This is a genomic window from Spartinivicinus poritis, from assembly GCF_028858535.1.
In the GTDB taxonomy this organism is placed as follows: domain Bacteria; phylum Pseudomonadota; class Gammaproteobacteria; order Pseudomonadales; family Zooshikellaceae; genus Spartinivicinus; species Spartinivicinus poritis.
Genome location: NZ_JAPMOU010000032.1, coordinates 1 through 13809, shown reverse-complemented (window position 1 = coordinate 13809; position 13809 = coordinate 1). Strand labels below are relative to the sequence as shown.

Here is a 13809-nt window from a genome sequence, read left to right as displayed (position 1 = left end):
ATAAATGAAAATTGCCTTCGACTTAGACGACACATTAATACCAACTACTAGAAAGTTTAGTGTTGGCTCCAAAACAGTATCATTCCCATATAGTTTGATTTTTAAAGAAGAAATTAGAGTAGGGGCAGTTGGCTTGCTTCAACAGCTTGCTAATGTGCATGAAATTTGGGTGTATACCACTTCATTGCGTTCCAGTACCTACGTGAGATGCTGGTTTAACTCTTTCGGTGTAAAGTTATTTGGTTTTATAAATGCTCAAACACATGCTGAAAAAGTGCGTGGAACACAATACTCGCGCTTATCAAAAGCACCTAAGCTGTTTGGTATAGATGTTTTAGTTGATGACTCGCCTGGTGTACTTATTGAGTGTCAACAACAAGGCTCCCACTGTATACTAGTAAGGCCAGATGATAATAACTGGTTGAGTACTATTATGACAGAATTGCAGCTTTAATTGATTAGAGGGGGATATCATTGTATTTTCTAAAGTCTGGGATAAAAAAACATCCGGTAAAAAGATGGAACCTGCCTGATCGAATATTTTTTGGCTTTGGGGCATGCCATATTTTAGCTGGTGTATATCTAAAAAAATTCCCAGATAAAGGATTTTATGCTTTGAGGATAGAGCCTAAAACAGGGTTTTATGGAAATCATATTTTTATAACCAATGGGATAGTTGCATTTGATTTTCATGGTTATTCATTAAACAGCCAACTTATTAAACATTTTTGGAAAGGTTGGTCTGATCGGTATCCGGGTTGGGATGCAAGTATAGAGAAGGTAGATTATCCACTGCTTGATACAGAGAGTTTAAATCAGCGAAAGATGTTGGGGCCAGATCAATACTTACATAATCCTATTGAAAGAGCCGAGAGGTTTATGAACCGATTTGATCATGAGCATCTTATCTTTGCGGCTTATAGAAAAAATAAAGAAGAGCTTAGCGCCTTCTGCTGTCTTTAGGGCACCTCTAATCTAGAGGTGCTTTAAACTAAATAACTTAAAAACAAAGAGTTATAGTGGCCTAATTGTCCAGAGACTATACTTATAGTACTAGAGCGCAAAGGCTCTAGAACGCTAGCGGCCTGCTTTCTTATTACCTTGCAGGTCGCTATGCCTGCCTTAATCTATAATCAACCTCTCCAGCTGAAACTACAAGCAATCTACCAATGCTAAGTCAGAAGCATAAGCTGGTATCTACTGAACCCGCGCACAGAGAAATAGCAGGGTAAGCTGCCTGGAATTCTTGAAAGTTAGTGATAATATACAAGAAGCTCCAGCAGGGTGTAGTGGTTAAGGGATTAAAGTAATCATATCATGTGAGTATTAGAGGGTTTCTTTCATAATACTTTATCTAATATGCTAAGTTGGTGTTTATACGTCTATACTCTGACTGAAGCTCAAGGCTTACTAAGATATATTCATTAATTGCACAAGGAGTGTCACATGCCTAATCCAGTAACAGGTTCTCAACTAATTAATATTGACCCTAATGACAAATTAGTTAACGTAGCTGCCTATGCTCAATCAAGTGGTAACCAGACAGTTGTTATTAAAAACTCTAGTGGAAAAGTGGTGTTTCAAGCTCAAGGAAAAAGCAGTAGTGGGGGTGAGCTAACACGTATTGGTGAAGGCTCATTTTTATCTGACGGTAATGGTACATATACAGTCGAATTAACTCCTAACGCTGGAATTTTGCCTTGCGAGTCTGCCTGTGTTTATCAGGGTGCTCCTTATGTCCATACCTATAGCTTTGCAACAAATGATGGCGGAGCTCAAGCTGGAGACAAAGACTTTAACGATTTATATGTAAATATTACCGTTTATAAAAATAAAGGCTAAATACTTATTCGCCTGAAACAAGCTAGCGATTGCTGCCAATTTCGCTAGCTTGTTTAAACTCTCCTACATAATTCTGTAACTAAATGAGTCAATAGCTTTTCCATTTGAATTTTCTATTACAAGCTTTAAGTCTGTTGGAGTTAATATAGGGACAGGTATTCTTACCAAGAAGTGGCATACTCCATTGGTACCCCATAGCGTCGAAAAATTCGCTGGTAAGTGCCATTAGCTTTTATGTGTTTGAGCCCTTTATTAAATTGCTTAGTTAGCTTGCTCGAATGTGGGTAATGCCGTGAAATCATTAAATGAAAAGTACTGCTGCTTTCTGGTTTTTTGGTTACGGCAAATGCTCGTCTCTGCTGCGGATAGATGTTTTCTATAAGCTTCCAGCCAACCAACTCATCAATTAGTGTAAAGTCGATGCGGCCATGCATTAACTTATAAATATTTTGTGTATCTGTAGTAACATAGTGAACCTCAATTGCCTGTTCTCTAAATGCAGACTCGTACCAGTAACCAAATACGCCGCCAATAATATAGGGTTTAAAGTCTTTTAAACTGTGCCACGAAAAGCCCTCTGGAAAGTTCTCTTTAAGGTAGAAAAATTTTGGAAAGAAATAGATGACAGGGTCTGAAAAATTAAATGATTTGGCGCGCTGAGTATTAATAATGTAAGGGAAAGTAGCAAAAACCAGCCCATTATTTACTAAGGCTTCACCGCGTGTCCAAGAATGGAAATGAAATTTAACTTTAACTCCCTGTTGGCTAAAAATAGTGCTGACAATATCAGGAAATATCCCCCTTGCTGTTTGACTATCCTCAATCACATAAGGCTCATAAGCACTAGTTGCAACATCGATTGTTTCCTTCGAATGAGCTATTGATAAGTTGTTGAGTAATATCAGGGTAATTACTAATCTTATACACAATTCTCTCATGAGCAGTGTTCGGTTTGGTTCTTATTTGTATCAAGAATAGCTGAAGAAGAAATATCAGGAAAATTTAGTCACCTAATAAGCTGTGTCACCTTATTTGCATGTGATTGATTAAGGCAGCCTAGCCTAGCAGTCCTCGTTTAAAATGACACTTATACTGGTTATAAGTTGGGAGGTGGATAGATCTAATACTTAACCATGCAAAACTTGAGTATTATTATCATATCTAGCAATAAAGCAGAGGTAGGGGCAGCATCTGTCAGTGTAGCTGATAATGTATGCTTTATATTCATAAAGCGCTACAGATTAGTAACTATTAGTAAAATGAAGGATCTATCATGTTCAATTTTTATGCACAGCCATGCTAGTTTTAATTTCATTGTTTTGTTGTTGGTTAGTTTTCCGTGAATTTAGAAAAGAGAAAGCCTTTACTAATTTTGATCGGGGATATATTGTTGTTTTGGTAATGTTGGCTATGTTATTTGCTTGGTCACCCATTCGCTATTGGCGGTTTGAAAGCTTTTTAACAAATCTGGCCAGCCAGATAGCTAACCGGAGCGATGTAGAGGTGCATTGTAATACTCCAGTTGATGCTATTTTTGATAATGCTGCTACAGTGGCTGGTCATGCAACTATTGAAACGGGGCGTATTGTACTCCAATACCCTCTATGTGCCCAATTAATGGACTATCTTGATGATCCTCATAATGTAACCAAAAGGGAAAAGTATAGTGTAATTGTTTATGTTCATGAGGTCATGCATATACGCGGTGAGCGTAATGAACAACGTACTGAGTGTCAGGCTATTCAAAGGCTTTTCCGTGTAGGGATGCTGCTGGGTCTTCCTGCCCATATCGCGAAACAGGATGCCATCACTTATTTTAAAGGCGATTTCCAGAAACACCCTTATTTTTCTACTGCATGTGCACCAGGTGCCTCGATGGATGAGCGGTTACCTGACTCTACCTGGGTAGGAATGGACTAGTCGTTATAACGTATCAAAAATAATAGGTGTGGCTCACACCACCCAATCCTTTATACTGAACTTTAAACACTACATAAGGGGTAGACCTGTCAAATATTTTCAGTTAAAACATGGCAGAAATAGTGTATTATAGAGTCGTTCATTAATAGCTAACTCTTCAGTAGATACTATGGATATTTATAAGTATACAAGCTCTGAATTCAAAAATTGCATAGGCTTATTTATTAGTAATGCAGATAAATTTTTCGATAAAAGTGAGCTTGAACAATATGCAGAATTTCTGAGTGGTGAGGCTTTGAATGGAGATTACTTCATTGTGAAGCAAAATAACCTTACGGTTGGTGCTGGAGGATTTGTTATCCACGAAAATGCTTTTTGGTTAGATTGGGGGATAGTTCATAGAAGTAAGCATAGGCAAGGTATTGGAACCAAACTGCTTGAATACAGGCTCTCCAAAATATATCAGGAAAATAAAAGCCCAACTATAAGGCTTTGTACTTCCCAGCATACAGTAGGTTTCTATAAAAAGTATGGTTTTAAAGTTTTGAGCTTTACGAAAAATGGTTACGGAGTAAACCTACATAAATATATGCTTGAAAAAAGAGTTGATCAAATAAGAGCTGTTACTTAGCTAGTTTATTCCTCAGTATTCTTGTTAGCTTGATTAAGTTAGAATGCTACAGTAATAATGAATTTTTAGTTGTTTTATGTTTGTTTGGAGTTAAAAATTGATAGATGTAATAAAATTTTATAGTGTAAATGATGATTTTGGTGCGTTCTCTAATTTTGCAAGATATCCGATTAAAATTAAAGGTAAGACATACTCGACTTCAGAGCACTACTTCCAAGCCATGAAGTTTGAAAGTGCGTCTGACCAAAATGACGTAATAAAAGCCAAAACGCCTATGGAAGCTGCTCGAAAAGGGCGGGATAGGAAGAAAAAACTAAGAAGAAACTGGGAGTCGATAAAGGATAATGTCATGCGGGAAGCTGTAATGGCCAAGTTTTCTCAGTATGCAGACCTAAAATCATTGTTGTTATCGACTGGTAACGCTCAAATCATTGAGCATACCGAAAATGATGCATACTGGGGTGATGGTGGTGATGGTAGTGGTAAAAACATGTTAGGTAAAATTTTGGTTGAAACACGAGAAAGGTTGAAAGCATAATCAGTTAATAGTTATTTAAAATCTTTGGGTTGAGAGATATTGATGTCTATATTTAGAGCATTATTGAGTGTTGTATTATTTGTACTATTAGCAGGGTGTGCAAGCACAGGAGCATACAAAAGGGCAGCTGTATCTAGCTTTGATAGTGGTAGTCGCCAGACAGATCGGTTTATTATTAAGTCAGCAGATATTGAACTAGATGTAAAAGAACCGACTACTGCTGCCGAAAAGGTGAAGGAAATGGTGGTACAGGCATCTGGTTATATTGGTAATATTCGAGATTACAATCAAGAAGACATATCAATGACTGTTAAGGTACCTGAAAGGCAGTTAGAACTGTTTGTAGATCAGGTTTCTTCGTTAGGTAATGTTACTTCCAAATCATTTCACTCCGAAGATGTAACAGAAGAGATAATTGATATAGAAGCTAAAATAGCAAATTTGTCAGCGCTTAGAAAAAAATTTAGAGCTCTATTGAATAAAGCCACTGAAGTAAGTGATATTCTAAAAATCGAAAAAGAGCTGAGTCGTATCCAAACAGAGCTCGACTCAATTGAAGGCCGCCGTAAGGCCCTAAAAAATCAAGTGGTATTCTCAAAGGTAGATATAGCTCTAAATCAAGAGACCATATATGGTCCTTTAGGTTATCTTGGTAAAGGCTTTATTTGGGTGATTGGAAAGCTTTTTGTAATTAAATAAGGTACTTGAGTATGAATGGTGCAAAGTAATCTATCTGTAAGGTAAAAAACAAACTGATAAGGAGGTAAATTGCTTTATATATTTAGTGGTTTACCTGGGGTAGGGAAAATAGATTACATTGTTATTGATACTCTTTTATATGCTTTGGTAAATTTACAAGCCCTTTATTAACAGCATCTGCATATTGTAATGAAAAATCATATCTCTGGTCTGGTGTCATTTTGTCGTAGTGTGACATTAATTCATATGCCGCGGACTCATCTAAATCACCTTGTGCAATATGAGCTTGTAGCTGAGCAGTTGCTGTTTGAAAAGATGATTGAGCAACTTGAAATTCTTCATCAGAAAATATTGGTTGCTCTTTTTCATTTATTATTTTCTGTAAAGCAATCAACTCAGCTAATGGTTGACTGACATTCTCTTTGATTTCTTGACGAATAAGTCTATGAATTTCTGTATATAGCTGGCGCTTTTCAATATCATTAACTGTAGTGTGAGTTATAGGCCGGTTTTCTGGAATGTTTAAGTCCCGCACCTTTTCCTGCTTTGCTATTGAAGGCTCAATTGGCTGAACTATTTTATGATATGAATACTCACTTGAAATTTGAAAGACCTGGAGCGCGAGTATTCCCAGTAAGCAGCAACAGATAAAGGCGCGGTATAGCATTATTTACCTCTTAGGAGCAATACCAGAAGAATTGACAACACGAGCACCAATACATTCTGAACGACTATTCTGACGTACTTTAATATAAGAATCAGTTTTGGCATTTCTTAATGCAGCCATCATTGCTGGATCTCTTGTTACGCAATTAGCCTTTTGGCCTGAAGAGTTGATTGCATACACTTCAACATGTGTGCTCTCGTCGGTAATTTTAATTAACTGTTTATCATGGTTTGAGCTACGGGTGTCAGATAAACTTCCCCAGATCCAGCTACTATTTAATCCCATTTTCTCTGTATATTTTGCACCCGCCTGAACAGGTAATGATAGTGCAATAAAAGAGATAAGAGCAGCCGTACCTTTCAGTAAAGTTGAAGGTTTCATCATAACTCCTAATATTATTCAAGTTAAACTTGAGGATTTGTTTATTAATCAATGCACTTGCAGTGAGAACTCAAAAATAGGCAGATGCTTTATTGATCCAATAATATGGCATAAGCCAATTGTCATACTGGCTGCAATTTAAACCTTTTTTTCTGGCGCCACAATACAACTAAAGTATATAAAGCTGGGTATATATGAAACCTTGGTAACACTTATTAATCATAGTAAATACTTTCTATCTTCTCAGGTCCTTTTACAATCGAAGGCACCCATAGAAACTATTTTTCTCGCTGTGGAGCTAGTAAACTATTTGATGAGCATACAATGGCATGGGTACAAACAGCGTAGTTTGTTTGTTGAATGCTAAGATTAAAAACCTAGATTTAAATCAATATATGAGACAGTTATTTTTGAATATGGTAGTAAAACTGGTGGGCCAGCCTTATACAAGGACCACCAGCCAGAATACTGAAGACCTAAGTTTTATTATTACTGGTAAACAAGTTGTCGCTACCGGCTCCGCAGGCAATGATTGATTTCATCATTTTTTCAACACTGGCATCAGGGTAATAAGTCACTAATTTTTCAGGTATATGATAGATATTACCTGACGTTGGGTTTGGCCCGGTCGGCATAAAGATAGTAACGGTACCATCTTCGTGTCGTGCAGTTACAATGGCTGTTACAGTGGTTTCACAGGCATCACCAAACAGTTGTACTCTTACCACTTCCCCCTTGGTAAAAGGTGACGAATTAGGATCTCCTACAATCTGGCTAACTATTTCTTTAATGATGCGATAGCCAGGGGCTAGTTTATCAAGGTATTTATCGAAGTGGCTATGAAGCCATTTGCCAACACCTGTCGAAACTAAAGTACCAATAGCAAAACAGGCAAACATAATGAGAGCGATAACAGCTGTATCAGCTACTAGCTCTGGTAAGTGATAATTGGTGCTCATATAATCCGTCATGGGTTGTATAAGATCTGTAACAAAGTAAAAAACCCAACGGAAAACTGCCCCTAAAATCACAATAGGCAGTAGGATTAGAATGCCACCAATCAAAGACTGCTTTATAAATGCTCGTAGTTTTCCCATAGCAGCTGCTACCTTATAATTAAAGTTTTAATTATAACAAGTAATAAGTAGACAACAAAAGCTTTGTAACTATTGTATTGAAAATTATTTGTCCTTTATATACTTTCCGCTACGTGACGCTGTAATAAAGTCGTTATATTTTCCACTATCTTTTAGTTTTTTTAAGCCGCTATTGAATAATTGAACTAGTTTAGTGTTTTTCTTGATCTTTTTAGAAAAAATTAAATGATGGGTTGTCTGCATGAGTGGTTTGGGATGATGCGTTAACAGCTTTGCTTGTTCTGTTGGAAACTCGCTAATATAACCATAGCCTATTTCTACTTCTTGAGGAAAAATTTTGATTCTTTTAGCGAGTAGTTTATTAAAATTTTGCTTGTCTGTTTTTGTCCATTGAATATTAATTGTTCCCGCTTTAGCTGCTTTATCAAATTCTATACCATAGGTGTAACCGATTGCCCCTCCAATAGATATCCCTTGAAGATCAGCTATTGTTTTCCAGTCAAAGTTATAGCTTTTTAAATGGAAAAATACTTTTTGATTGGTATACATTGTATCGCTAAATATGAAAAGCTTTTTGCGTTCTGGTGTTGGTACCCAAGCAGCAGTTGCATCATAAGTACCGTTTAAAGTGTGTTGATAAGCCCTTTTCCAAGGCACCCATTTATAAACGACTTTTACCCCTTCTTTGGCGAATGCTTCACTTATAATATGACAAAGAACGCCGAAGTGTTGAAGGTTTTTGGATATAAGTGGATACCACTCTCCATTAGCGATAATAATTTTGTTTTCATCTTCACTATGAGCAAGATTAGAGCAAATTAATACTAGGGAAATTATTAGTTTGCTTGATAAGCTACAGACTTTCTTTATGTTGATGTTTGTTTCCAAAGCTTTAGCCCTTCTTCTAGTGCTTTTTCGGTTAGGCCTTCGATGGTTCAGTCTCTTTCAATTTTAGCTGGTTTTCCTCTTAGCGTACTTGAGGCTGGCAAACATTCACAGCCTTAGAAGTTAAGAAGGAATATAGATAATTTCTATGTTAATGGTGTGTATCAATTAGGGCTAATAAAATAGCCCATTTAATCATTATAGTTGACTGGTGAGTGGTTTAATTAGGAATTTTGAGGGTTATCAATATAGGGCTCTGTTATTAAGTAGCAGATATGAAGTTACCCACGTATCTGCCTAACCCGAAATGAACGTCCTTTTAATTTTCCTTCACTTAATTTTTTAAGGGCCGGTTTGCAAGCTTCTCGATTGACAGCTACATATGCGCAGTAATCGAAAATATGAATTTTACCAACCTGCTTGCCTGCAATCCCGTTGCTTCCTGTGAGGGCACCCAGAATATCACCAGGCCTTACCTTTTGTTTTTTGCCGCCATCAATTTGCAGGGTGGCCATTGGTGGCTTATAGCCTGGCTTGTCTAATAAGCTAAAAGAGGGTAAAGGCTCTGGTGTAATTACGTGGTTTAGGTAGTCTTCCAGGCTAGCAATTTTATAGCTTTCATTATCACTATATAAAGTGCAAGCAATTCCTTTACTACCGGCTCTGCCTGTTCGACCAATACGGTGAACATGCACTTCACTATCACGGGCAACCTGATAGTTAATGACCGCATCTAGAGCATCGATATCTAAACCGCGTGCAGCTACATCGGTTGCTACAAGAATGGATGCACTTTTATTAGCAAATCTCACCAAAGTTTGATCTCGGGCTTTTTGTTCTAAATCGCCATGTAGTGCTAAGGCACTAAAACCATGGCTGCGTAGCTCATCAGCAATTTCTTGTGCTTCTCGTTTGGTATTGCAAAAAACAACTGTAGACTCTGGGCGATATTTAAGAATAAGCAAACGGAGGGCAGTACTGCGTTGTTTATTATTTTCCAGTTTATAAAAATATTGCTTGATACTGGCGTTATCATGAGTAGCGGCCACTTGTACCATGACTGGCTGCTGCATGATTTGATTGGCAATGGATTGAATCTGGTCTGGGTAAGTAGCACTGAATAATAAAGTTTGGCGCCGGCTAGGCACTTTACTGATAATGGCATCAAGAGCAGCCTGAAAACCCATGTCTAACATGCGATCTGCTTCATCAAGCACCAAAGTAGTTAAGTTGTTTAGCTGTAGTGTACCTTTTCGAAGATGCTCTTCAACTCTACCTGGAGTGCCTACAATGATATGGGCTCCATGTTCTAATGAGCCAATTTGAGGGCCAAATGGCATGCCACCACAGAGGGTGAGGACTTTAATGTTGTGGATCGCGCGCGCTAACTTACGAATTTCTTTTGCTACTTGGTCTGCAAGCTCTCGAGTAGGGCAGAGCACCAAAGACTGGACATGAAAGCGCTGTACATCTAGCTTATTAAGTAGTCCTAAGCCAAAGGCTGCTGTTTTCCCTGAACCTGTTTTGCCTTGGGCAATGACGTCTTTTCCTTGTAGTACTGAAGGCAAGCTTTGTGCTTGAATAGGTGTCATTTTCTGGTAGTCAAGCGTTGCAAGGTTGTTAAGTAATTCGGGCTTCAGCTTAAGGCTAGAAAAGGCAGTTTGGCTCATGCAAGGACCTAAAAGTATTGGTTGTCTGACAATGTACTTAGATAGCCAACCAACAAGAAGGTAAGTACTAAGTTTCAGTCTGTATCTTTAACGCTGGGGTATTGTATCAGAATTTGTTGGTTTCGATAGATAGGTTTGTTTATCTTCTTGTGAGACTCATCGTTCGATGGACTTGCCCTTACTCAGGGGTTGAATAGACCTTTTACTTTTTGGTGGATGTATAGCCAGCTTGTCATTTGTTTATTTATAATTATCGATAAGTAGAAATTATCAGCTGATTTTTGAAAGAAAACAGAAGGTGTCAATTGAGAACGCAATGGATAGGCTCATATAGTTGGATTTTTAAGGCAAACTCAGCCAAAATAGGGTGCCATTAAAATAGAAAGTTATGATACATTCAACGGAAAAATACGAAAGTGGATAAATAACGTTATTTCGGTGATTTAAGATAATGAAATAGAATCGCCTATTAAAAATTGAACATTATGAATACAATCATTCAGCATATTGAAACGTATTGGACAAAAGAATCTCGTGGTTATCCTAGAGCAAAGCAAAGAAACTCTGTGCCTGAAGCTTTTCTGATGGAGGAGTTCCCAGAAGTCAGAGGTGTTTTTTTGAGTGAAGTTAAATACTCAGAATATAGTAATTTTTGCAATCCTATTGTTTCAGGTTTGAAGCTAATAAATAATAATCAACAGCGTCAGCTGGGATTTGAGTTTGAAAAATTAGGTGATGAGCTTATGGTGTCAATGTGGGATAATGGCGGCTATCTCAAAAAAGCTGGTTTGCTGAAGAAAAATACATGGCTAAAAGTTGTTACCAATGAGCGCATTCCCCTAGAGTGTACTTGGGCTTACTACAAACATGTATATAATATCTTCTTTGGTAAAGGATGCCATGTTGGTTATGTGTTTTCCACTCAACAGCCTGTTATAATAGTGAATGTTGAAAACAACTTATGGTAATCAGGCTGACATTTTTTCAGTTAATGATCGTATATAATTAATTTAAAGTTGAAATTTATTAGTAGTGATTTGTAGTAATTCAGAAATTGGTTTAAGGGGCTCATTTCTAAGCGGAGCGATCAAGTTGAGCCTTATATTTGCTAGTTATTTTTTCCAGTCAGTCAGCCCATACTTTGATAATATTTCTGTTAGTTCTCCAGACTTTCTTAGCTCTGCTACCCCATCTGAAAGGATCTTTGCATACTCATCTGATGATTGCAAAGCAGGCGAAAATGCGATGTAAGCTTTCTTTGGCTTATTTATAGTTCCTGCCGATTTTAACTGGTTGCTTACGTTTAGTTTGTTTACAATATGTAGAAACACTAGTTGGGTTGCAACTACAGCGTCAACTCTATCAGATAGGAGCATTCTTATATTACTTTCTACAGGTAAATTTCCATAATTAATTTGTAGTCTTTTTCTGTCAGTTTTGTGTTTTTCTATATAGAGATCGAGTTCTTGTCCATAAGCATAATTTGCTGCTACACCTAAACGAATTTCTTCTAATGATGAAATATTATTATAAAGCCAAGAGCTGTCTTTTTTAACATAAACTGAAAAGCCAATCATTGCTAGTTCATTTTTTGGGAAAATAAAATCAGGGCAGTCGTCAATATAAGGACCAACTGCACCATGAATTTTACCTGATCTAACCATGCTAAGGGTTCTATTCCATGGCATGAGCTGGTATTCAATTTGATGCCCCTGTTCAGTAAAAACTCTTCTTGCTATATCAATCATGAAGCCTTCTTGGTTGCTGTTAGGCTCACAATTAATTGGACACCAATAATCGGAGGCAAGAATAATTTTGTCTGCCGATGCTTGGAAGCAATATAAGAGTAAAGCGACTATAAGCAGCCAATACCTCTTTATCATTGGTGATAATGCTCTGAGTTTTTAAGTCAGTATTCTTTCAATGTTAGCTAATAAAAAGCTAGCTTTGTAGCACCTGTAATGGTAGGCCAAGCAAGGCATCACCAGTTCCTGATAAGAACCAAATGATACTAATTAGGCTGCTTACCGTTAATAAATACCAAACCAGTGAAAATAGCTGGCCATAGCCATCAAGTGGATATAGTCTGCTTTCATGCCGTAACCGCCATTCAGCCAAGATTTCAACACTACCAATTAATAGTAAAAAGCCTAATAAAGCCAGCCCTAACTGATAGCTTAAAAATACACCCAGTCCTGCACCCAGAGCACATGCTGCAATGCCCACTTTGCTGTCCATTGAAAAACTAATGCTTTTTAATATATGACCACCATCAAGTGGCAGTATAGGTAATAAATTGAACAAGTTTAAAAGTGCATTAAACCCTGCTAAACCAGCAAAAAAGATTTCTCCTGTTAGTTTGTATAAAACCAAACACACTATGGATAGAAATAAACCAAAGCTTGGCCCCATTATAGAAATAACAACATCCTGCCAGCGGGTATTTATCTTATCATCACCTAAAGCCAGCCCACCAAAAAAAGGGATTAAATATATACCTTTGGTTTTCATGCCAAAATACTTCATCGCTCTAATATGGCCATATTCGTGAAACACTAAACAAGCGATTAAGGCAAGTGCAAATTGCAAAGAAAAAAACCAAGAATAGGCAGCTACGCTAGCACCTGCTAACACCACTTTAATTACTTTGGCACTTTTGAAGAGCTTAAAGCCTAATGAGGCTAATCCTACCAGATTAAGTTCCTTTTTTATTGGCATGACTTCCTGTGGTGCTGAATGCTCTAGATCCTGTATAGTGCGTTTTCCTTCGTCAGCTATTTGATCATTAATAGTGATGCTATAGCTAAGCGCAAATGGGTGCCAGTTTATACTTACTGAAATGCAGCACTTGATGACTCCTTGCTCACCATGCAACTCGAAAGTATGTGTAGTATCACCATCTGCTTCAGCTGTTGCAGCCACTTCTGAAACAATTTGGTGATCCCAATACAACCGTTGCCAGCCAGACATTGTGCCTTCTAGCCTTAAGGGGTGGCCGAGCAGCGTTAAGTTTAAAATTTCCACATCAGATTCTCTTTGTAAAAGAGGGAATTATGACTATACATGCATTTGTTGCAACCAGTTTGGTTGTCTTTGGACTAACAAAATTGAGCAAGTTGGTGCATCCCATCATACAGAGTGGTGGGTACCTGCTGATGAGCTGGAAGAGTTAAATAATAATATTGTTGGAGCCATAGAAGTAATTGGTGAGTATAGAAAAGAAGATTAAAAAATATTTTTAGTTATTTTACGACACACTTTCAAATGATCCTTTACTGCTCTTGATTGGGTGCTATTAGGTGTGTAACAAATCGTTCAATTTTTTTATGTGATAATTTTATAAAACTGGTGTAAGATTGTATAGCATCCAGTTATTTCATTTTATTAAACCTTTGGTTAACTCAATACTGTAGACACTTTTATGCAGCAATAGCCCCATAGTCGCTTAACTGCTCATACACTTGAGCGACTTTTTTATT

The 13809-nt window shown here is 37.4% G+C and carries 16 protein-coding genes; 8 read left to right on the top strand and 8 right to left on the bottom strand.

Going from position 1 to position 13809, the window contains the following annotated elements:
* The first annotated feature begins 4 nt into the window (after window positions 1-4).
* The 3 genes from ORQ98_RS20140 (at window position 5) to ORQ98_RS20130 (ending at window position 1842) form a co-directional block, all read left to right on the top strand.
* Entirely contained in the window at window positions 5-454 is a 450-nt protein-coding gene (locus ORQ98_RS20140) for a hypothetical protein (protein ID WP_274690619.1), read from the top strand.
* Between the two features lie 20 nt (window positions 455-474).
* The gene (locus tag ORQ98_RS20135) at window positions 475-963 is read left to right on the top strand and encodes a hypothetical protein (protein WP_274690618.1); all 489 of its coding nucleotides are present in this window, start codon (window positions 475-477) and stop codon (window positions 961-963) included.
* 483 nt (window positions 964-1446) lie between these two features.
* Window positions 1447-1842: a hypothetical protein gene (locus ORQ98_RS20130; protein ID WP_274690617.1), complete on the top strand. Its 396-nt coding sequence runs from the start codon at window positions 1447-1449 to the stop codon at window positions 1840-1842.
* 161 nt (window positions 1843-2003) lie between these two features.
* Here the strand turns inward: ORQ98_RS20130 and ORQ98_RS20125 are convergent, their stop codons facing one another.
* A complete protein-coding gene (locus ORQ98_RS20125; protein ID WP_274690616.1) occupies window positions 2004-2780 on the bottom strand; it encodes a substrate-binding periplasmic protein in 777 nt (258 codons plus the stop codon).
* Between the two features lie 358 nt (window positions 2781-3138).
* Between ORQ98_RS20125 and ORQ98_RS20120 the strand changes: the two genes are divergently transcribed.
* The 4 genes from ORQ98_RS20120 to ORQ98_RS20105 all read left to right on the top strand — a co-directional run bounded on the left by ORQ98_RS20120 (window position 3139) and on the right by ORQ98_RS20105 (window position 5630).
* Entirely contained in the window at window positions 3139-3762 is a 624-nt protein-coding gene (locus ORQ98_RS20120) for a hypothetical protein (protein WP_274690615.1), read from the top strand.
* A gap of 169 nt (window positions 3763-3931) precedes the next feature.
* Entirely contained in the window at window positions 3932-4393 is a 462-nt protein-coding gene (locus tag ORQ98_RS20115; RefSeq protein WP_274690614.1) for a GNAT family N-acetyltransferase, read from the top strand.
* A 97-nt stretch (window positions 4394-4490) separates the two neighbouring features.
* A complete protein-coding gene (locus ORQ98_RS20110) occupies window positions 4491-4931 on the top strand; it encodes a riboflavin biosynthesis intermediates N-glycosidase (protein ID WP_274690613.1) in 441 nt (146 codons plus the stop codon).
* A gap of 42 nt (window positions 4932-4973) precedes the next feature.
* Window positions 4974-5630 carry a DUF4349 domain-containing protein gene (locus ORQ98_RS20105; protein WP_274690612.1) on the top strand — a complete coding sequence of 219 codons (657 nt, stop codon included), beginning with the start codon at window positions 4974-4976 and terminating at the stop codon, window positions 5628-5630.
* A gap of 121 nt (window positions 5631-5751) precedes the next feature.
* Here the strand turns inward: ORQ98_RS20105 and ORQ98_RS20100 are convergent, their stop codons facing one another.
* From ORQ98_RS20100 to dbpA, 5 genes are all read right to left on the bottom strand, one after another.
* Entirely contained in the window at window positions 5752-6165 is a 414-nt protein-coding gene (locus ORQ98_RS20100) for a hypothetical protein (RefSeq protein ID WP_274690611.1), read from the bottom strand.
* Window positions 6166-6300: 135 nt separating this feature from the next.
* Window positions 6301-6681, bottom strand: coding sequence for a hypothetical protein (locus tag ORQ98_RS20095; protein WP_274690610.1), 381 nt, complete (start codon window positions 6679-6681; stop codon window positions 6301-6303).
* A 473-nt stretch (window positions 6682-7154) separates the two neighbouring features.
* Window positions 7155-7775 (bottom strand): DUF502 domain-containing protein, encoded by a 621-nt coding sequence (locus tag ORQ98_RS20090; protein WP_274690609.1) that lies wholly within the window; start codon window positions 7773-7775, stop codon window positions 7155-7157.
* 84 nt (window positions 7776-7859) lie between these two features.
* Window positions 7860-8663: a substrate-binding periplasmic protein gene (locus ORQ98_RS20085; protein WP_274690608.1), complete on the bottom strand. Its 804-nt coding sequence runs from the start codon at window positions 8661-8663 to the stop codon at window positions 7860-7862.
* Window positions 8664-8941: 278 nt separating this feature from the next.
* Window positions 8942-10330, bottom strand: coding sequence for an ATP-dependent RNA helicase DbpA (dbpA, locus tag ORQ98_RS20080; RefSeq protein ID WP_274690607.1), 1389 nt, complete (start codon window positions 10328-10330; stop codon window positions 8942-8944).
* Between the two features lie 485 nt (window positions 10331-10815).
* On the opposite strand from dbpA, the gene ORQ98_RS20075 reads away from it, so the two are divergent.
* Entirely contained in the window at window positions 10816-11298 is a 483-nt protein-coding gene (locus ORQ98_RS20075) for a hypothetical protein (protein WP_274690606.1), read from the top strand.
* 144 nt (window positions 11299-11442) lie between these two features.
* Here ORQ98_RS20075 and ORQ98_RS20070 read toward each other — a convergent pair whose 3' ends face one another.
* Both ORQ98_RS20070 and ORQ98_RS20065 read right to left on the bottom strand, forming a co-directional pair.
* Window positions 11443-12213, bottom strand: coding sequence for a substrate-binding periplasmic protein (locus tag ORQ98_RS20070; RefSeq protein ID WP_274690605.1), 771 nt, complete (start codon window positions 12211-12213; stop codon window positions 11443-11445).
* 58 nt (window positions 12214-12271) lie between these two features.
* Window positions 12272-13354, bottom strand: a complete 1083-nt coding sequence (locus ORQ98_RS20065) for a site-2 protease family protein (protein ID WP_274690604.1) — start codon at window positions 13352-13354, stop codon at window positions 12272-12274.
* Between the last annotated feature and the right edge of the window lie 455 nt (window positions 13355-13809).